The organism is Mesorhizobium sp. INR15 (genome assembly GCF_015500075.1).
GTDB lineage: Bacteria > Pseudomonadota > Alphaproteobacteria > Rhizobiales > Rhizobiaceae > Mesorhizobium.
The window spans coordinates 1,805,566-1,823,507 of sequence record NZ_CP045496.1; the positions used below are offsets into that span (position 1 = coordinate 1,805,566).

The following is a 17,942-nucleotide window of genomic DNA, read 5'->3' on the forward strand; positions in this document are numbered from 1 at the left end:
TCAGCGCGTCGGGACGGGGTGCTCGCCGCGATAGTCGTAGAAGCCGCGTCCGGTCTTGCGGCCGAGCCAGCCAGCCTCGACATATTTCACCAGCAGCGGGCAGGGGCGGTATTTCGAATCCGACAATCCGTCATGCAGCACCTGCATGATCGACAGGCAGGTGTCGAGGCCGATGAAATCGGCCAGCTGCAGAGGCCCCATCGGATGGTTGGCGCCAAGCCGCATGGCGGTGTCGATGGCATCGACCGAGCCGACACCCTCGTAAAGCGTGTAGATCGCCTCGTTGATCATCGGCAGCAGGATGCGGTTGACGATGAAGGCCGGAAAATCCTCCGAGACCGTGATCGTCTTGTCGAGCTGCTTCACATAGGTTTTCGCCGCCTCGAAGGTCTGGTCCTCGGTGGCGATGCCGCGCACCAGTTCGACCAGCTTCATCAGCGGAACCGGGTTCATGAAATGTATGCCGATGAACCGCTCGGGCCTGTCGGTCTGCGCGGCAAGCCGGGTAATCGAGATCGATGAGGTGTTCGTCGCCAGGATGGCTTCGGGGTTAAGCTGCGGGCAAAGCTGGGCGTAGATCTTGCGCTTGACCGTTTCATCCTCGGTCGCCGCCTCGATCACGAGATCGGCGCCGGCGAGGTCCGCCATGGCGGGTGCCGCCGAGATGCGGGCTATCGCATCGTTGCGGACCTTTTCGTCAAGCTTGCCGGAGCCTACCTGGCGGGCCATGTTGCCACTGATGGTGGCGATGCCCTTCTCGATGCGGTCTGGCGAAATGTCGTAGATCAGGACCTTGAAGCCTGAAAGCGCGGAGACATGGGCGATACCGCCGCCCATTTGGCCCGCGCCGATGATGCCGATCGTCTCGATCTTGCTCATTTCACCGATCCCGTCTGGAGCATTTTCCGCTGAAACGCGAAATGCTCCATTTTTTGTTTTCCCGCAATTCCGGACGCAAAACCACTGCGCACTTTTGCTGGAGCAGCCTTGGCCTTGTGGCCTGCTTTTTGTGCAGTGCAAACTAAAAGGGCGGGGCGACTTCGTCTACCCCACCCTTCACTATTTAATACGCTTGGGCAGAAAGCGTCAAAGCGCCTTTTGCAGTTCCGGCAAGATGACGAAAAGGTCGCCGACAAGGCCGTAGTCCGCGACCTGGAAGATTGGCGCTTCCTCGTCCTTGTTGATGGCGACGATGACCTTGCTGTCCTTCATGCCGGCGAGGTGCTGGATGGCGCCGGAGATGCCGACGGCAATGTAGAGGTCGGGAGCGACCACCTTGCCGGTCTGGCCGACCTGCCAGTCGTTCGGGGCATAGCCGGCATCGACAGCGGCGCGGGAGGCACCGACAGCTGCGCCGAGCTTGTCGGCGACGGGAAGGATAACCTCCTGGAACTTCTCCGAGGAACCCAGTGCGCGGCCCCCCGAGATGATGATCTTGGCCGAGGTGAGCTCCGGACGGTCGGTTTCGGAAAGCTTGTTCTCGACAAAGCTGGATAGGCCGGGATTGGCGGCGGCCTTGACGGTTTCGATCGCTGCCGAACCACCTTCCGGGGCTGCCTGGAAGGAGGCTGTGCGTACGGTGATGACCTTCTTGGCGTCGGTCGACTGTACGGTCTGGATGGCGTTGCCGGCATAGATCGGGCGCTTGAACGTGTCGGGCGAGACCACTTCGATGATCTCGGATACCTGCGCGACGTCGAGCAGGGCAGCCACGCGCGGCGCGACATTCTTGCCCGACGAGGTCGCCGGTGCGATGATCGTGTCGTAGGCGCCGGCCAGTGAGACGACGAGTGCCGCCATCGGTTCGGCAAGACGCTCGGTCAGTTCGTCGGCTTCGGCCAACAGCACCTTGCTGACGCCCTTGAGCTTGGCGGCAGCATCGGCAGCCGGCTTGGCGCCCTTGCCTGCCACCAGTACATGCACGTCCGAACCGATCTGGAGCGCGGCCGAAAGCGCCTTGGCGGTCTGGTCGGAAAGCGTTGCGTTGTCGTGTTCGGCGATGAGGAGAATTGCCATTTTATCTGTTCCTTTCCCGATCGCTTACAGCACGCCGGCTTCGTTCTTGAGCTTGTCTACCAGTTCGGCGACGCTCTTGACCTTGACGCCTGCCTTGCGGCCGCTCGGCTCCTCGGTCTTGATGACCTTGAGGCGCGGCTTGACGTCGGCGCCGTAGTCGGCCGGGCTCTTTTCGTCGAGCTGCTTCTTCTTGGCCTTCATGATGTTGGGCAGCGAAGCATAGCGCGGCTGGTTGAGGCGAAGGTCAGCGGTGACGATCGCCGGCATCTTCAGTTCCACCGTCTGCAGGCCGCCGTCGACTTCGCGCGTTACCTTGGCCTTGTCGCCTTCGATCACCACCTTGGAGGCGAAGGTGCCCTGTGCCCAGCCCAGAAGGGCGGCCAGCATCTGGCCGGTCTGGTTGGAATCGTCGTCGATCGCCTGCTTGCCGAGGATGACGAGGCCGGGCTGTTCGGCGTCGACGACGCCCTTCAGCACCTTGGCGACGCCGAGCGGCTCGGTCTGTTCGTCGGTCTTGACCAGGATGGCGCGGTCGGCGCCCATGGCGAGCGCGTTACGCAAGGTCTCCTGCGCCTGCTGCGGGCCGATCGAAACGACGATGATCTCTTCCGCCTTGCCGGCCTCTTTCAGCCGGATCGCCTCTTCAACCGCGATCTCGTCGAACGGGTTCATCGCCATCTTGACGTTGGCCAGTTCAACCGCCGAGCCATCAGCCTTGACGCGAACCTTGACGTTCGCGTCGACAACCCGCTTCACGGGCACAAGGATCTTCATTTGCCTGTCACCTCTTCACGCTAGTTGGGCGCGCTATAACAGCCTGCGCCCCTTCTGAGTTGTCGAAAGCCGACATTCCTGACTGAATTCCGGCCAGACGGAATTCTGGCCGGATGGAAATTCTGGTCTTTGACCGCCTTGGGCTGCGACGGAGACGTTTCCGTAGTTGTGGTAACCTCGCACGTCAATACGCTGAAAGCTGCTCAAATCGGTTCAGTTCGGGCCAGAAGGATTTCCTCGGCCCCAGCGCGTTGTGGTGGCTGGCGGTTCAGGCGCCGCTGGTTCAGCGGCAACCGGTGGCTGGTCAGGGGCCGGAGCCACGGTATCCTCGTCCGCACCGGCAAACAGCGGCACGCCCCGGCTGCGCAAGACGAGCACCAGCACGGCGCCCGCCATGATGCCGCCGATGTGGCAGGCCCAGGAAATCTGGTCTTCGCCACCGGCGGCGAACATCACGACCTGGAACAGCACCCATAGAACAAGCGGGATAAAGGCCGGGATGCGCAGCGGAATGCGGGCAAAGGCGAGCACCCAGACTTTCACCCTGGGATAGAGGATCAGATAGGCGACCACGACGCCGGCGATGGCGCCGGACGCACCGATCAGCGGCGCCTGCGAGTCCCAGGCGACCAGGCCCTGGAAGGCGGCGCCGGCAATCGCGCACAGCAGATAGAAGATAAGATAGCGGATGTGGCCGAGCGCATCCTCGACATTGTCGCCAAACACCCACAGGAACAGCATGTTGCCGCCGAGGTGGAATATATCGGCATGCAGGAAGGAATAGGTGACGTAGCTGAGGCTTTCGGGAATCACCACGAAGCGGGGATCGAGCTCAGCCGTGTTGTGGACGACGGACGGGATGAAACCAAGGCCGAGCACGGCTGCGTTGGAGAACTGTTCGCCGCCAAGCGCGGTAGCGAAATAGACCAGGGCGTTGACCACGATCAGGCCGATCGTCACATATTGCAGTCGGATATGGCGCAGCCTGTTGGTGTCATAAAGCGGGATGAACATCGGTGCCGGCCCCCTCCCGCCCTGGCAAAATCAGCGGTTCTTGCCGGGAACCCATAACACGTCGGCGTTTCCGTTGTCATTGACCGCCCGCGCCGCGACAAACAGGAAATCGGACACCCGGTTGATGTATTTCAGCCCGTCGCGGTTGACGTGTTCGCTTGCATCCTGCGCCAGGGCAACCATCAGCCGTTCGGCCCGCCGCGCCACGGTGCGGGCGAGGTGCAGTGCCGCCGCCGCCGGCGAGCCGCCGTTCAGCACAAAGGACTTGAGCGGCTGCAGATCCTTGTTGAGGGCATCGATATCGTGCTCGACGCGATCGGTCTGCGTGGCCGTCATGCGCAGCGGCTCATAGCCGAGCGGCTTGCCGTCGTCCGGCACGGCCAGATCGGCGCCGAGGTCGAAGAGATCGTTCTGGATGCGGGCGAGCATGGCGTCGATCGCCGGATGAGCCGTTTCGGTGTGAACGCGCGCCATGCCGATGCAGGCATTGGCTTCGTCGACGGTACCGTAAGCGTCGACCCTCAGGTCGGATTTCAGCCGCCGTTCGCCGGTGCCGAGGCCGGTGGTGCCGTCGTCGCCGGTACGCGTGTAGATCTTGTTGATCTTGACCATGCCTTGGCCGCCGTTACTTGCGGGTGAAATACACGGCGGCCAGGATCAGCACCAAGGCCAGGAATTGCAACAGGACGCGGGCCTGCATCAGCTTGTTGGAGGTCACGCCGGAGCCGCCGCGCATCATGTTGATGAGGCCTCGGATCAGCACGATCACCACGGCGACCATGACCAGGACGGCGAGGATGTTGAAGACGGTTGCCATGGTGTGTTTCCAGTTTGTTGGTTCAGGCGCGTTTGGCAAGGAAGCGGTAGAGCATCGATGCTGGCAAAATGCGTTTGAGCATCGCACCGACCTTAGCCGGCACTGTTACCACATAGTGGGGGCGCGGGCGCCGCGACAGAAGTGCATGGCGCAAGACAGCATGAACCGCTTCCGGCCCCGGTTTCAGCCATGATTTGCTGCCGCCCGCATGCATCCTTTGCAGTTGCGCCTCGTATTCGAGGCGGTGGACGGAATTCTCATGATCGATCTTCTCCAGGAACCAGGGCAGCGCATTGCTGGCTATCTTCGATGTCACCGGCCCCGGCTCGATCAGCGACACATGGATGCCGCTGCCCAGAAGTTCCTGATGCAAGCACAGCATCAAGCCCTCCAGCGCGTGTTTCGATGCTGAATAGGCGCCGCGAAAACGCACCGGAGTCAGGCCGAGGATTGACGAGCAGTGGATGATACGGCCGTGCCCCTGGCGGCGCATTACCGGCACGACACGACGGGTCAGGTCATGCCAGCCGAAGAGGTTCGCCTCGAATTGCTGCCTTAGCGCCGCCACCGGCAAGTCCTCGACGGCACCTGGCTGCGCATAAGCGCCGTTGTTGAACAGGGCGTCGAGCCGGCCATCGGTCCGCTGGAGCACGGATACCATTAGCGTCTCGATGGAGTGAGGTTCGGTGTAGTCGAGGTAGAAGGTCTCGATGCCATCGGTTTCAAGCGCGGCGATATCCCCAGGCTTTCGCGCCGTGGCGAAGACACGCCAGCCTTCCGTTTTGAGCGCCCGGGCACAATAGGCGCCTATGCCGGAGGATGCGCCGGTGACAATGACGGTGCGCAACTCTTGCGCTGGAGAATTCGTGGTTTGACCAAGGGTTGCCATTTGCCGCATTCACTTCCCATATTCGCGGCGTCGAGACAATCGAAGGGAGCACGGCTTCTTGTTGCGGAACATTGTCGCCCTGCGCCGCGTGCTCTATGACGCGCTAGGCCATTTCAACACCGACGACGGCTGGGCGATGGCCAGTCATCTGGCGATCACCGCGCTGATGGCGCTGTTTCCGTTCCTGATCTTCGCCACGACGCTGGCGAGCTTTCTCGGTGCGCAGGCCTTTGCGCAAACCGCCGTGCATCTCGTCTTCGACACCTGGCCGGAGCAGATCGCCAAGCCGATCGCCCGCGAGGTGCTGAACGTGCTCACCGTCAGGCGCTCCGATCTGTTGACCTATGGCGTGCTGCTCGCGGCCTATTTTGCATCGAATGGCATCGAGGCGCTGCGCACCTCACTCAACCGTGCCTATCGTGTCACCGAGACGCGCGGCATCATCTATCGCCGGGTGCAGAGCCTTTTCTTCGTGTTGATCGCCACGGCCGGCTTCCTGGCGATCAGCGTGCTGCTCGTCTTCGCGCCTTTGCTGGCGCGGCTGGCCGAGGCGCATTTCGAGTGGATAAAGCCCTATACGGGCACGATCACGCTGTGGCGCTACGTCATCGCCTCGGCCGTTATCGTCGGCGGGCTGTTTTCGGTGCATTACTGGCTGCCGGCGGGCAAGCGCCGTTTCGTCTCGCTTGTCCCCGGCATCATCTTCACGCTCGCCGCATGGCTGATCGGCTCAACCATGTTCGCCACCTATCTCGACCATTTCTCGTCCTATGTGACGACCTATGCCGGTCTGGCGTCGATCATGATCGCGGTGGTCTTCCTCTACATCGTCTCGGCGATCTTCATCCTTGGCGGCGAGTTCAATGCCGCGATCAGCCGCTATCTGGAGGCACGGGCAAGAGTCGGGTAAGCCCAATTCGGGATCATGCCTTGGCTGGCCGCGCGGTGGCCAGCGCGACGCCGAATGTGGTGATCGCCATGCCGACGATCTGAAGCCCATTGAGCTGCTCGCCGAACAGAGCCCAGGCAATAACCGCGGTGACGGCGGGCACCAGATAAAACAGCGAGGCGACCTTCGACATCTCGCCGTCGCGGATCATCACCATCAGCAGGAAGATGGCGCCGACCGACAGAACCAGCACCAGCCATGCCATGGCGAAGATCAATTCGCCGTTGATGATGACCGCGTGCGTCTCGAATGCCAGCGATGCCAGCAGCATCACCGCCGCGCCGCCGACATATTGCCACATGGTCGCCGACACGAGGTCGCCACGGGAAGCGAAGCGCTTTTGCCAGATGGTGCCGGCGGCCATGCCGAGCACCGAGATGAGCGAGGCGGTGAGCGTCGCGGCGGTAACGCCGCCGCCGATCGCGCCAAGTTTCGGCCACAACACGATGACGACGCCGAGCAGACCGACGGCAAGGCCTGCCCAATGGCGCGGCAGGATGGCCTCGCCGAGAAACTTGCCGGCGAGCACCGCCGTGATCAGCGGCTGCAGCCCGACGATCAGCGCCGACAGTCCGGCGGGCATGCCCCGGTGGATGGCCCAGAACACCGCGCCGAGATAGACCCCGTGCATCAGTATACCGGCGACGGTGGCGTGCATTGCCTCTTCGCGCGTGGCTCGCTTCGAGCCCAGCACGACCGTCAGGACCGCAAACAGTGCTGCCGCCAGGACAAACCGGGCGGCGAGGAACGTAAAGGGCTCCGCCCACGGCATGGCGTAGCGCGCGCCAATGAAGCCGGTCGCCCACAGGACAACGAAGGTGGCGGGGATGAAGCGTTTGACGCTGTGCATTTCCGGCACCGCCTGTGTTGGATGGAGACTGACAGAACTGATCGTCTAGAGTGGTTCAGCCAGGCAAGCAAAGTGAAACCATTGATCCATACTTCACCGGAATTGAATGGGGGACCAACTCAGGCAGACTGACGCAGGTGTTCGGGACCGCCGAACCATCGTGCCACCGCCAGAGCAGTATCCTCAAGGTCAGGAGCGGTCTCGGCTGCCCAGGCGACGACGCCATCGGGGCGCAGGAGCACAGCGCTCAGGCCGAGCCGATCGGTGGCGTCGCTCGCGACATAGGCGATTTGACCGCTCCAGCGCGTTGCGAGTGCCTGAACCGGCGCACGGGCGTCAAAGTCCAGCAAAAGGCCTTTGCCGGCTCTGAGCAGATCGCCGAGCTTCGTGCCGTCAGCCAGTTCGAAGTCGGGAGCGCTGCGGCCCACAAGCGGATGGCTGCCACCGAGGTCATAGCGGAGGGAAACGCCCCACACGCGTTCGGCGAAATATGTCGCGCCGTCGCGCGTGTCGATGAGATCGCGGATGATGGCCTCGAGCGCACGCGAACTCCGGCTTGGCCGCATGAGTGCGACCTGGGCGCGCGACCAGTCGAGAACCTGTGCGCCGACCGGATGCCGTTCGTTGAAATAGCTGTCGAGCAGGCCGGCCGGCGCATCGCCACGGATCGTGGCAGCCAGTTTCCAGCCGAGGTTGATGGCGTCGCCAAGCCCGAGGTTCAGCCCCTGGCCCCCCAAGGGAGAATGGACATGCGCCGCGTCGCCCGCGAGCAGCACCCGACCTTTCCGGTAGGCGGTCGCCTGATAGGCGCGATCCGTCCATGTCGTGGCAAGCTGGAGGGCTGTCACGGTGACATCGGTGCCGGAGATATGGCGAAGCACCGCTTGTACATGCTCAAGCGTGATCGGCTGGGTCCGGTGAAAAGCGCCGCCGTCGAAATCCACCATCGCGATCGTGCCGGGCTTTTGGAAGGTATACATGCCGGCCGGCGTGTAGTGGCGGCCCGGGCTGAGCTTTTCCGGATCAGCCATTTCCACTTCAACGGAATAGCCGGTGAATTCCGGGTGGGTGCCGATGAATTCGAAGCCGGCTGCCTTGCGCACCGTGCTGCGGCCGCCGTCGCAACCGACCAGCCAGCGCCCGCGAAAAGTTTCGCCGCCGGCGCGAATGGTCACGTCCTGGTCGGTCTCTTCGAAGTCTTCGACGCCAAGGCCGCGCCGGATCTCGATACCCATCGCGTCTGCGCGAGCGGCGAGGGCGGTTTCGAGGTGTTCCATCTCGACCGCCATGTTGGTGGCCGCCGGACTTGGCAGACGATATGGCCACTTCGCGGTGTCGATGTTGTCTTGGAAGAACTGGATACCGGCGAAATGGCCGCCGGGGCGACGCGCCTGCTGCATCCAATGCGCCGCCGCCGAAGCGCTGCCAGCGCCATCCTTCTCGCGTTGCGCCGGCGTCATGTCGTCCAACAACCCGCGACGGTAGAAGGCTTCGATGGTGGGCGCTGAGAGGCCGCGCATGCCGAATGGAAGCCGTTTGAAGGGAGAGCGCGGGTCCTGCGCCTGCTCCAGCACCAACACGGAGACGCCCGCGAGGCGCAGCTCACAGGCGAGAAACAAGCCGACAGGGCCGGCTCCGGCAATTACGACATCATGGGAAATCAGGGGATTTTGCATGAATTACTCCTTCGTCGATGTCCGACCGGAGCGGTTCGTCGGTTTGAGAACCACACGGACGAACAGAAGGCGCGTCCAACGCGCCCGATGTTCGTCGTGGGGACCTCATGCACGAAGCAGAGACCAGAGCTTTCGTTTCCGAAAGGAGTTGGGCTTACCAAACCAACCCTGCCTTTTCCGACCCGGGCTGTATAGAGCCGTGCAGATCGATCCGCAACCACGAGGGCCAGGGTTTTGAAGGAGCGGCCGAGGGGCCGAATTTCGCACCGTCTGGGATCAAAGCCCGACGAGCTTCCTGATGCCTTCAGGCGACACGCCAGCCTCCCGCAAGGCGGCCAAGCCGCTGTCGCCGAGGCTCTTGGACAGTTTCCGCCCGTCAGGGCCGGGGATGAGGCGATGGTGGTGGTAACTCGGCGCACCGAGACCGAGGATGTCCTGAAGCAGCCTCTGCACGCCGGTTGCCGCATATAGGTCCTGGCCGCGCACGACGTGACTGATGCCTTGCAGTGCGTCATCGGTGACGACGGCGAGATGGTAGCTGGTCGGGATATCGCGGCGTGCGACGATGACATCGCCCCAGTCCTGCGGCCTGGCCTCGACGGGCCGCGTCGCGGAGAGCGTTTCGTCCGTGAACTCGGTCCATGACAGGCCTTTTGCGGCGCGCGCCAACGCCGCTTCGACATCCAGCCGCCAGGCGAAAGCGGCACCTTCGGCGATCCGCCGGCTGCGTTCGCGGGCCGGCAATGCCTTGTCAGCCGCAGGATAGAGCGGCACGCCGTCGGGATCGTGCGGCCAGTCGCGCCCGCGCTTTTCGCTGTCGGCGATGAAGGCCCGTATCTCGCCACGGCTCATGAAGGCGGGATAGACCAGTTCGTCGCGAATCAGCCTGTCGAGCACGGCTTGATATTCGCCAAAATGCCTGGACTGCCTGCGCACCGGCTTCTCCCAGTCGAAGCCCAGCCATTCGAGGTCGCGGAAAATACCAGCCTCGAATTCCGGCGTGCAGCGCACCGTGTCAATATCCTCGATGCGCAACAAAAGCCGCCCGCCCATTGCTTTGGCCAGTCTCTGGTTGAGCAGCGCCGAATAGGCGTGGCCGAGATGCAGGTCACCGTTGGGGCTGGGGGCGAAGCGGAATGTCAGGAGTGTCATCGTGTCCGGCGGCAATCGTGTTTTGCGGCGCTTCGCCAATTGCTACCGTGTCGAGGACCAAGGGACAAGAAAGCATGCAACGGATCGCTACACTCGACGACATAGCACGAGGGCTTGATGCGCTTTGCCTAATCGACCCGCGCCTTGAAAAGGTGCGCGGCATGGCCGGCGAGGTGCCGCTGCGGCTCTCGGAGCCTGGCTTTCGCAGCCTCGCCTCGATCATCGTTTCGCAGCAAGTGTCACGCGCCAGCGCCGATGCGATCTTCGGCCGGCTGACGAAGCTCGTCGACCCGCTGACACCGCAAGCGATCCTCGGCGCCGGCGAGGACATGTTTCGCGAGGCCGGCCTGTCGCGGCCAAAGCAGCGCGGCCTGATCGCCATCGCGCAGGCCGTGTCCGACGGGCTCGATCTCCATCACCTCTGCTCGCTGGATGCCCAGGAGGCGATCACTAGGATGACGGCCGTGCCAGGCATCGGCCCGTGGACGGCGGAGGTCTATCTTCTGTTCGCCGCCGGGCATCCCGATATCTTCCCCGCACGGGACGTCGCGCTCCAAAGCGCGGTCGGTCACGCGCTTGGCATTGATCCTCGCCCGCCGGAGAAAATGCTGATCCAACTCGCCGAATCATGGAGCCCGTGGCGAGGTGTCGCATCACGGCTTTTCTGGTCCTACTACCGCGAAACCAGAGGGCGGGACGGCGCACCTCCCGCCTGAACTGGCGAAAAAGCACGAAAATCATGCGTTTTGCGCACAACGTGCGCGCGACAATCCGCTTCACATCCCTGTCATGTCGGGCTTACAGTATCCGCACCGTTCGGTTCTGGAATTAAGGAGGCCAACGACGTGACGGTTGCCGTATCTCCGGATGGGCTTCCAGCGCTGGTGCTGAATGCGGATTATCGTCCGCTCAGCTATTACCCTCTGTCGCTCTGGTCGTGGCAGGACGCCATCAAGGCGGTGTTCCTCGACCGGGTCAACATTGTTGCCGAGTATGAACACGCGGTCTCCTCGCCGACCTTCTCGATGCGGCTGCCGAGCGTGGTCAGCCTGAAGGCCTATGTGAAGCCCTCTCGGCATCCTGCCTTCACGCGCTTCAATGTCTTCCTGCGCGACCGTTTCCAGTGCCAGTATTGCGGCACGCCGGAGGATCTGACCTTCGACCATGTCATCCCCCGCCATCGCGGTGGCGCGACGACGTGGGAGAATGTCGTCGCCGCCTGCTCGCCCTGCAATCTGAGGAAAGGCGGCATGATGCCGGCCCACGCCAAGATGTGGCCGCTGCAGACGCCCTATCAGCCGACGGTGCACGACCTGCACAACAACGGCCGCATGTTCCCGCCCAACCATCTGCATGAAAGCTGGATGGATTATCTCTACTGGGATGTCGAACTGGAGCCTTGAGATCGTTCGAGAATTCGGGAGGCCGGCCATCTGGAGCAATTGTCTGCGCTTCCGATGCTCACGGACCAAATGTCCGCTCCGCTTCGGTTCTCGACAATCACTCCATACACTCCATATGAATCGGCCTGCCGAAATTCTTTGAACGATCTCGCGTCGGCTCTAGAGCTCAATCGCGGGCGAGGGCGCCGCGGAAGGCGACGGCGGCGAGGACGAGGCTGGCAATGGCGTTCCAGCCGGCCAGTGACAGGCCGAGGATGCGCAGCGCGGCCTTGTCGCAGGATGGCGGCACGAATTTGTCGAGCGCGTCGAGCACGCCCTTGCCGCCGGTATCCACGGGGCCTGCGCCCGCCGTGCAATCGGTCGGACCCGCCCACCATGCCCATTCGACGCCCGAGTGGTAGACGCCGAGACAGAGGCCGTAGAGCATCAGCAGGCCACCGATGGCCAGCAGGCCGCGTGTCAGCCATGCCGGGGCGCGCAGCGCCGAAGCAATCACCGCCAGCACCATCAGCGGCACGCCGATATAGTAGGGGGTGCGCTGCTCGAGGCAGAGGTGGCAGGGGATGTAGCCGCCTATATGCTGGAAGGCCAGCGCCGAGCCGACAGTCGCGGCCATGGCGACGGCGAGAAACAGAGCCGTCATCATCCGCTGGCGGCCGGTGGTTTCGTTCATGGTCGCGGTCATTGAATTCAGTCCGTTGGTTTGGCGCCCGCCCGGTGCATCAGAGAGCGTATTTGGCCGCTATATAGAGCAAAATCAGGGCAGCAGCGCCGGCGCCGGCAATCAGGCCGAGGCGCTTTTCGATGAACTCGCGGATCGGCTCGCCGTAGCGGCGCAAAAGCCAGGCCAAAAGCAGGAAGCGGGCGCCGCGCGCCACGATCGCCAGGACGATGAACAGCAGCAGATTGACGCCGATGACGCCGGAAAGGATGGTCACAACCTTGATCGGCGGCAGGTGAGCCGCGCCCGAGGTTATCAGCATCAGGATGATGAAGCCGACGCCCGATGAGGTGCGCAACGCTTCGAACTCGTCATACTTGCCGTAGAATTCGAGAATGGGCCTGGCCACCGCGTCATAGGCATAATGGCCGATGAACCAGCCGGCGATGCCGCCAAGCACGGAGGCGACGGTGGCGATCAGCGCGTAGCGATAGGCGCGATCCGGCCGCGACAGAGCCATCGGTATATAGAGCACGTCGGCCGGCACAAGGAACACTGAGCTCTCGACGAAAGCGATGAAGGCCAGCCACCATTCGGCGGATTTCCGTGCCGCCAGCGACAAGGTCCAGTCGTAAAGTCCGCGAAGCATTGGCTGGCACCCCTGTCAGATCCGCCGTTTGTCTAGAAAGATTTTCCGCGCCGCACAATGGCCGCGGCTTCACGAAATGGAAAGGCGAAGAATGGTCGCGGTTTGCCGTTATCTTGGGATTGGCCAGTTGACGAACAGGCCTCCGACCGTATAGTCCGCGCCGATCCAGGCTACCCAGCCTGAGCCCCTATGGCGGAATTGGTAGACGCGCTCGACTCAAAATCGAGTTCCGCAAGGAGTGCTGGTTCGATTCCGGCTAGGGGCACCATTCCATTTTTCGAATTTCTTCCCGGTCGGCGCGACTCACCGCATGTTGCCGGTGTGGCCTTGCGAGTATCTGCCGGGCTGAGGCCAGACCGTCAGGCCATGCGGTTCCACTCCGACGCGGATCCTGGTCACGGCGCCCGAGGTCGTGTCGATCATGTAGACCTCGCTGTCGAAGCGGCCAGACAGCCAGAGCTGCTTGCCGTCGGCGCTGACGTTCCCCATGTCCGGGCTGCCGCCGCCAGGGATGGGCCATTGCGCGACGACCGAGCGGGTCGCGAAATCGATGACGGTCACGCTTCCCGGTCCCTTTGAGCGGCCTTGCTCCATCCTGTGCGAGCCACGGTTTGAAACATAGAGCTTTGTTCCATCACGGCTCACGACAAACCCGTGCGTTCCAATCCCGGTGGGGATGAAGCCGATCTCGGCAAAGCTGTCGCCGTCGACCAGGAAGACGCCGTCGTTCATCATGTCGGCGACATAGAAGACCTTGCCGTCGGGCGAGAGCCTTATGTCCTGCGGCATGCCCATCTTGGAAAGGGCGAGATGGCCGAGCACCTTCTGGTTCTTCAGGTCGATCTTGGCCAGTCCGCCGTCACCATACTCGCAGGTGAAGATCGCGTAGGAATTGTCGGCCGAAAAATCGGCATGGTTGATGCCCGGGCAAGTTGGCGTCGGGATAACCGATTTCAACGCCATGGTCTGCGGATCGCGCAGATCGAGCTGCTTGTAGGCCTCGTCGACAATGATCGCCGAACTGCCGTCCGGCATGAAATACATGTTGTAGGGGTCCTGAACCGGAATTTCGTGACCCGGCTTGCCGGTCTTGGGGTCGATGGGTGTCACGCTGCCTTTGCTGGTGCCGCTGGCGTTGTTGGCTACCCATAGGGTGCGCAGATCCCAGGAGGGAACGACGTGCTGCGGTCTGAGCCCGACTGTAAACCTGTCCACTTCCTTCAGGGTTACGGTGTCGATGACCGATACACTGTTGGACGAACGGTTTGGAACATAGACACGAGGCAAGGCGCCTACGGTCGCCGGGTTCAAATGATCAGCCGAGGTCTCGCTGTAGATGTTGACCGGGTTGCGCGGCGGCGGCTCGCTGCAGTCCTCCGGACACGAGCCAGCCGCAGCTGGTGGCAACGACAGCGCAAACGACAGCACGAGCGGCGCGCACAGGCTCGTGAACCGCAACCAGGCCTTAATCATTTGGGTTGCTTCTCGACAAAGCCTTGGATCGCTTCGGCTGTTCCGTTGACGATCAGATCCACGCCAAGCTGGCCAAGTTCGGCCGACGACCGTGCTGGATCGCCACCATAGACACCGTCACCGGCGTTGAGCATCGGCGTGCGAGCAAGGCGGTCCTTGCGCACCAGCGACGGATCGACGGCGAGCATGAGCGATGTATCGGCGAGCCCGGCATGCGTCCCGATTTCGGAGCGCTTCGCGCCGGCGGCCAGAAGCTTGTCGACATAGGCCCGCTGGGTGATCCTGTAATATTCAAGCGCTGCAAAGACCCGGACCGGCGTCTTGCTCCATTCGGCATTCAGGCGATCGGCCACGTGACTTTCGTCTGCCTGGTAGCTGCCGTGGTCGCCGATCAGCACGATTGTCTTGAAGCCATGCAGCTTGAAGCTGCGCGCCGCGGACTCGAGCAACTGCTCGAACGTCTTGTCGCTGATCGTGATCGTGCCTGGAAACTTCATATGAGCGGTCGGTGGATCAACAGTCCCTTCCGGGACGTAGGAGATCACGGGGGCGACCAGCGCATTGCCCAGCCGCGCGGCTATCTTTGCAGCCAGAAACTTCACCCGAACATTGTGCTTGCCCAACGCCATGGCGGGGCCGTTCTGCTCGGTGCCGCCTATCGGGATGATGATTGTCGTCGTCCCGGCGCCGATGAGATCGCGCAACTCGGTCCAGGTCTGATCTTCAAGGAAAACCGACGCATTGGCAGGACTGGCCAGCGACGGCGGAAGTGCCAACGACCAAAGAGTGAAGACGGCACTTATGAAAATGAGACTGCGCCATGCGATCATTCCAGCCTCAAAATCGTGTTTGTGTCAGACCGTGCGGGCTTTCCCATAAGACGCCTGGGGAAAGGTTCGGAATCATGACCTAGCGCCGCCCCAGCAGGCTTCTCATCCGGTTGCGCAGCAGGCGGGCCATGTTGCGGGTCTCGCGATAGAGATGCAGTTGCGAGGCGGCCTGGCGGGCAAGGCGGTCGGCATCCGGCGTCATGCCGATGACCAGCGTGCCCATCGGTTTGCGTTCCGACCACAGCCGGCTCATCACCGGATGGTCGGGCACCGCGCAGGAATCGGTCATCATCACATTGGGGTCGTCGAGATGCTGCTTGGTGACCTCGATCATCAGCAGCGTGCCCGGCGAATAGGCGGCCAGCGTCTCGTCATAGGCCGTCTTCCATGTGTAGGCGATGCCAGCCTCGACGAAGACAATCAGGCAAGCGATGGTGCGGCCATCCAGCGTCAGCGAGTGAATGCGGCACATATCCTGCTCGGCCAGCCGGTGCACGGCTTCGCGGGCAAAGGCGGCGCGGTAGCGGTCGATCGCCATGGCGGTGCGCTCACGGCCTTTCCAGCCGGCCGCTTCAAGCGTCAGGAAGCTTTCGATGGCGTGGCGGATTTCTTCGGGACCGCGCGCCACCTCATGTTCCAGCGTGCCGAGGTCGGCAAGACGACGCTTCAGGCGACGGAATTCACGGGTGTGGTGCGAGCGCAGCGAGGCCTTTAGGTAGGCCTCGCCGTCGAGCTGGCTTTCCAGCGACGGGCGTTCGACACTGCCGGTGGTGACCATTGTCAGGCCGCGCGTCTCGGCGACGGTGGCAAGCAGGCTCGCGACCGCCCCGTCGAGGCGCATATCGGGAAGGACAAAGACTTTCGGCAACTTGAGATGCGGCCGCGACAGCATCGAGAAGAAATCCTCGATGACGCCGACCGGGTCGTCGCGGTCGACCAGCGGCGTGCCGAGCGGTCCGAACGGGCTGGCCCAGGTGCGCATCACCGGAACGCCGAGCGGTATGACGGGCCGTTCCACCGAGAAAGGCACCAGCAGGCGCAGCCGGTTGCGGTATTCGTCGCCATCACGGATCACCGCCAGCCGCACCTCGCGGTCCTCCAGGCGCGGCATTGCCGGCGCCAGGAAACGCGGGTTGAAGAAGACGTTGGGTTCGACGGTGCGGGTGCAGAGATAGTCGAGTTCCTCGACCAGCTCGAAGCCGGCGGATGCGGGATAGATCGCCAGCTTCCGCTGGGGCCGGTTGTTGGCGAGGATTTCGATATGGGCGGGATCGGCGTCGCGCCCCAGTCCGGCGAGACCCGACACCATGGCGCCAGCCGGGCCGCCGCTGGTTTCCTCGATCAATGGAATGGCGGCCATCACACGGCTCCTTTCGCGGGCACGAAGATGAGCATGACGATGCCGAGTTTGCGCCAGACGGTGAAGGATAGTGCGCTTGCCTCGAAAATCATAGCAAAGGCAGTGGCCATGGCCGCGCCCCACAGGCCAAACAGCGGGATCAGCACCACGTTGAGGCCGATGTTGAAGGCCAGTGTCATGGCGTAGACGGCGGCACAGATGTTCTGGTTGCCGCTCATGGTAAGCAGGCTTTCGCAGGGGCCAACGGCGGCACGGGCAACGACCCCGAAGACAAGCAGATAGAGCAGCGGATAGCCGCTGGTGAACTCGGGACCGAACAGAACGAGCATGGGCTCACCCAGCGCCAGCACCAGCAGCGCCATCAGCAGCGACGGCCAGAAGGTCCATGACACGGTCTCGCGGGCGAAGGCAGCCAGTTTTTGCGGCTCGCCATGGGTGAACTGCGCATAGCGCTGGGCGACGCCCGCCTTGACGGCGAAATAGACGAAATGCACCAGCGCCAGCGTCTTCACCGTGGCGAAATAGACGGCAACGTCGTTGGGATCCATGTAGGCGCCGACCATCAGCACGTCGGCGTTGGTCAGCAGGAAGAAGAAGCTCTCGACCAGGAAGATCGGCAGCGACACGATGAACCATTGCGCGAAATGCACCGTGCTCGGCCCCGGGGGGATCGTCTTCTCCATGCGCCGGCTGACGCCGACAAGCTGGCCAAGCGTGGTGACATAGGTGGCGGCGATCGAGGCGAAGATCGCGGTCTTGGCATCGGGCGCATAGCCGGCCAGCAGCATCAGCGCCATGAACGCCAGGATCAGCACGGGCCGGACCAGGTAGGTCGGCGACAGGGCGAACAGGGCCCAGCTGTTGGCGCGTGCCAGTCCCGACAGCAGGTCCGACATGGCAATCATCGGCAGGCAGATGATGCCGAGGATGAAGGGCAGAACGTAGTAGCTCTCGATCCACGGCGCGGCCAGCCAGACACCGAGCGCGCCGAGGCCAGCAATGACCGTGGAGGCGATCAGCACGAACAGCCGGCTTGCCAGCACGATGCCGCGCAGTTCGGCCAGCATGTTGCGTTCACGGTATTCGGGGATGAAGCGGATGACCGAGGTGTGGAAGCCAAGGCAAGCGAGGTTGCCGACGATCACCATCGTCACCCAGACAAGAACGAAGATACCGTATTCGAACGAGCCCATCCAGCGCGCCATCAGCACTTGGCTGATGAAGGCGATAACGGCGCTGACGATGCGGATGGAGAAGGCGATGACCGACATGCGGCCGGCTTCGCCGCGTTCGTCGGCGGTGAACAGCACGGCGTCGATAAGGCCTAGCAGCGGCTTCATGCGCAGCGCCAAACGCTGCGGCAAAAATCGCCCGGCTGTCGTGGCCGCGGAAAAGCGCACCCCGATTACTCTCCGTTTTCCGCCTCTTT

19 protein-coding genes and 1 tRNA gene are annotated in these 17,942 nt (G+C 62.9%); 4 read left to right on the forward strand and 16 right to left on the reverse strand.

Going from position 1 to position 17,942, the window contains the following annotated elements; all coding sequences use genetic code 11:
* From GA829_RS08755 to GA829_RS08785, 7 genes are all read right to left on the reverse strand, one after another.
* Nucleotides 1–879, reverse strand: a complete 879-nt coding sequence (locus tag GA829_RS08755) for a 3-hydroxybutyryl-CoA dehydrogenase (protein WP_195178128.1) — start codon at nucleotides 877–879, stop codon at nucleotides 1–3.
* A 207-nt stretch (nucleotides 880–1,086) separates the two neighbouring features.
* Nucleotides 1,087–2,016 (reverse strand): electron transfer flavoprotein subunit alpha/FixB family protein, encoded by a 930-nt coding sequence (locus GA829_RS08760; protein WP_195178129.1) that lies wholly within the window; start codon nucleotides 2,014–2,016, stop codon nucleotides 1,087–1,089.
* A 24-nt stretch (nucleotides 2,017–2,040) separates the two neighbouring features.
* Nucleotides 2,041–2,790: an electron transfer flavoprotein subunit beta/FixA family protein gene (locus GA829_RS08765; protein ID WP_195178130.1), complete on the reverse strand. Its 750-nt coding sequence runs from the start codon at nucleotides 2,788–2,790 to the stop codon at nucleotides 2,041–2,043.
* Nucleotides 2,791–3,003: 213 nt separating this feature from the next.
* Nucleotides 3,004–3,804: a rhomboid family intramembrane serine protease gene (locus GA829_RS08770; RefSeq protein WP_195178131.1), complete on the reverse strand. Its 801-nt coding sequence runs from the start codon at nucleotides 3,802–3,804 to the stop codon at nucleotides 3,004–3,006.
* Between the two features lie 30 nt (nucleotides 3,805–3,834).
* On the reverse strand, nucleotides 3,835–4,416 hold the full coding sequence (locus GA829_RS08775; RefSeq protein WP_195178132.1) for a cob(I)yrinic acid a,c-diamide adenosyltransferase: 582 nt from the start codon (nucleotides 4,414–4,416) through the stop codon (nucleotides 3,835–3,837).
* Between the two features lie 13 nt (nucleotides 4,417–4,429).
* Nucleotides 4,430–4,621: a twin transmembrane helix small protein gene (locus tag GA829_RS08780; protein WP_195178133.1), complete on the reverse strand. Its 192-nt coding sequence runs from the start codon at nucleotides 4,619–4,621 to the stop codon at nucleotides 4,430–4,432.
* Nucleotides 4,622–4,643: 22 nt separating this feature from the next.
* Entirely contained in the window at nucleotides 4,644–5,510 is an 867-nt protein-coding gene (locus GA829_RS08785) for an SDR family oxidoreductase (RefSeq protein WP_195178134.1), read from the reverse strand.
* A gap of 58 nt (nucleotides 5,511–5,568) precedes the next feature.
* On the opposite strand from GA829_RS08785, the gene GA829_RS08790 reads away from it, so the two are divergent.
* Entirely contained in the window at nucleotides 5,569–6,420 is an 852-nt protein-coding gene (locus GA829_RS08790) for a YihY/virulence factor BrkB family protein (protein ID WP_195178135.1), read from the forward strand.
* A gap of 13 nt (nucleotides 6,421–6,433) precedes the next feature.
* Here the strand turns inward: GA829_RS08790 and GA829_RS08795 are convergent, their stop codons facing one another.
* The 3 genes from GA829_RS08795 to gluQRS form a co-directional block, all read right to left on the reverse strand.
* Nucleotides 6,434–7,309 (reverse strand): DMT family transporter, encoded by an 876-nt coding sequence (locus GA829_RS08795; protein ID WP_195178136.1) that lies wholly within the window; start codon nucleotides 7,307–7,309, stop codon nucleotides 6,434–6,436.
* Between the two features lie 119 nt (nucleotides 7,310–7,428).
* Complete coding sequence (locus tag GA829_RS08800; protein WP_195178137.1) at nucleotides 7,429–8,985, reverse strand: FAD-dependent monooxygenase; 1,557 nt, start codon at nucleotides 8,983–8,985, stop codon at nucleotides 7,429–7,431.
* Between the two features lie 276 nt (nucleotides 8,986–9,261).
* Nucleotides 9,262–10,137, reverse strand: a complete 876-nt coding sequence (gene gluQRS / locus GA829_RS08805; RefSeq protein WP_195178138.1) for a tRNA glutamyl-Q(34) synthetase GluQRS — start codon at nucleotides 10,135–10,137, stop codon at nucleotides 9,262–9,264.
* Between the two features lie 74 nt (nucleotides 10,138–10,211).
* Between gluQRS and GA829_RS08810 the strand changes: the two genes are divergently transcribed.
* A complete protein-coding gene (locus tag GA829_RS08810) occupies nucleotides 10,212–10,853 on the forward strand; it encodes a DNA-3-methyladenine glycosylase family protein (RefSeq protein ID WP_195178139.1) in 642 nt (213 codons plus the stop codon).
* A 129-nt stretch (nucleotides 10,854–10,982) separates the two neighbouring features.
* Nucleotides 10,983–11,540, forward strand: coding sequence for an HNH endonuclease (locus GA829_RS08815; RefSeq protein WP_195178140.1), 558 nt, complete (start codon nucleotides 10,983–10,985; stop codon nucleotides 11,538–11,540).
* A gap of 166 nt (nucleotides 11,541–11,706) precedes the next feature.
* Here GA829_RS08815 and GA829_RS08820 read toward each other — a convergent pair whose 3' ends face one another.
* Both GA829_RS08820 and GA829_RS08825 read right to left on the reverse strand, forming a co-directional pair.
* On the reverse strand, nucleotides 11,707–12,225 hold the full coding sequence (locus GA829_RS08820; RefSeq protein WP_195178141.1) for a disulfide bond formation protein B: 519 nt from the start codon (nucleotides 12,223–12,225) through the stop codon (nucleotides 11,707–11,709).
* A 37-nt stretch (nucleotides 12,226–12,262) separates the two neighbouring features.
* Nucleotides 12,263–12,850 (reverse strand): YqaA family protein, encoded by a 588-nt coding sequence (locus GA829_RS08825; RefSeq protein WP_195178142.1) that lies wholly within the window; start codon nucleotides 12,848–12,850, stop codon nucleotides 12,263–12,265.
* Nucleotides 12,851–13,033: 183 nt separating this feature from the next.
* On the opposite strand from GA829_RS08825, the gene GA829_RS08830 reads away from it, so the two are divergent.
* Nucleotides 13,034–13,118, forward strand: a tRNA-Leu gene (locus GA829_RS08830).
* 35 nt (nucleotides 13,119–13,153) lie between these two features.
* Here the strand turns inward: GA829_RS08830 and GA829_RS08835 are convergent.
* From GA829_RS08835 to GA829_RS08850, 4 genes are all read right to left on the reverse strand, one after another.
* On the reverse strand, nucleotides 13,154–14,323 hold the full coding sequence (locus GA829_RS08835) for a YncE family protein (protein WP_195178143.1): 1,170 nt from the start codon (nucleotides 14,321–14,323) through the stop codon (nucleotides 13,154–13,156).
* Nucleotides 14,320–15,153, reverse strand: coding sequence for a creatininase family protein (locus GA829_RS08840; RefSeq protein WP_195178144.1), 834 nt, complete (start codon nucleotides 15,151–15,153; stop codon nucleotides 14,320–14,322). Before GA829_RS08840 ends, GA829_RS08835 begins: the two co-directional genes overlap by 4 nt.
* Before the next feature lie 79 nt (nucleotides 15,154–15,232).
* Nucleotides 15,233–16,513, reverse strand: coding sequence for a GNAT family N-acetyltransferase (locus tag GA829_RS08845; protein ID WP_195178145.1), 1,281 nt, complete (start codon nucleotides 16,511–16,513; stop codon nucleotides 15,233–15,235).
* Complete coding sequence (locus tag GA829_RS08850) at nucleotides 16,513–17,913, reverse strand: oligosaccharide flippase family protein (protein WP_195178146.1); 1,401 nt, start codon at nucleotides 17,911–17,913, stop codon at nucleotides 16,513–16,515. The genes GA829_RS08845 and GA829_RS08850 overlap by 1 nt, the downstream gene beginning before the upstream one ends.
* Nucleotides 17,914–17,942 lie beyond the last annotated feature (29 nt).

What these genes read in the sequence shown, in the direction of transcription:
- GA829_RS08755 (WP_195178128.1), bottom strand. Translation starts at nt 879, where the DNA reads ATGAGCAAGATCGAGACGATCGGCATCATCGGCGCGGGCCAAATGGGC.
- GA829_RS08760 (WP_195178129.1), bottom strand. Translation starts at nt 2,016, where the DNA reads ATGGCAATTCTCCTCATCGCCGAACACGACAACGCAACGCTTTCCGAC.
- GA829_RS08765 (WP_195178130.1), bottom strand. Translation starts at nt 2,790, where the DNA reads ATGAAGATCCTTGTGCCCGTGAAGCGGGTTGTCGACGCGAACGTCAAG.
- GA829_RS08770 (WP_195178131.1), bottom strand. Translation starts at nt 3,804, where the DNA reads ATGTTCATCCCGCTTTATGACACCAACAGGCTGCGCCATATCCGACTG.
- GA829_RS08775 (WP_195178132.1), bottom strand. Translation starts at nt 4,416, where the DNA reads ATGGTCAAGATCAACAAGATCTACACGCGTACCGGCGACGACGGCACC.
- GA829_RS08780 (WP_195178133.1), bottom strand. Translation starts at nt 4,621, where the DNA reads ATGGCAACCGTCTTCAACATCCTCGCCGTCCTGGTCATGGTCGCCGTG.
- GA829_RS08785 (WP_195178134.1), bottom strand. Translation starts at nt 5,510, where the DNA reads ATGGCAACCCTTGGTCAAACCACGAATTCTCCAGCGCAAGAGTTGCGC.
- GA829_RS08795 (WP_195178136.1), bottom strand. Translation starts at nt 7,309, where the DNA reads ATGCACAGCGTCAAACGCTTCATCCCCGCCACCTTCGTTGTCCTGTGG.
- GA829_RS08800 (WP_195178137.1), bottom strand. Translation starts at nt 8,985, where the DNA reads ATGCAAAATCCCCTGATTTCCCATGATGTCGTAATTGCCGGAGCCGGC.
- gluQRS (WP_195178138.1), bottom strand. Translation starts at nt 10,137, where the DNA reads ATGACACTCCTGACATTCCGCTTCGCCCCCAGCCCCAACGGTGACCTG.
- GA829_RS08810 (WP_195178139.1), top strand. Translation starts at nt 10,212, where the DNA reads ATGCAACGGATCGCTACACTCGACGACATAGCACGAGGGCTTGATGCG.
- GA829_RS08820 (WP_195178141.1), bottom strand. Translation starts at nt 12,225, where the DNA reads ATGACCGCGACCATGAACGAAACCACCGGCCGCCAGCGGATGATGACG.
- GA829_RS08825 (WP_195178142.1), bottom strand. Translation starts at nt 12,850, where the DNA reads ATGCTTCGCGGACTTTACGACTGGACCTTGTCGCTGGCGGCACGGAAA.
- GA829_RS08835 (WP_195178143.1), bottom strand. Translation starts at nt 14,323, where the DNA reads ATGATTAAGGCCTGGTTGCGGTTCACGAGCCTGTGCGCGCCGCTCGTG.
- GA829_RS08840 (WP_195178144.1), bottom strand. Translation starts at nt 15,153, where the DNA reads ATGATCGCATGGCGCAGTCTCATTTTCATAAGTGCCGTCTTCACTCTT.
- GA829_RS08845 (WP_195178145.1), bottom strand. Translation starts at nt 16,513, where the DNA reads ATGGCCGCCATTCCATTGATCGAGGAAACCAGCGGCGGCCCGGCTGGC.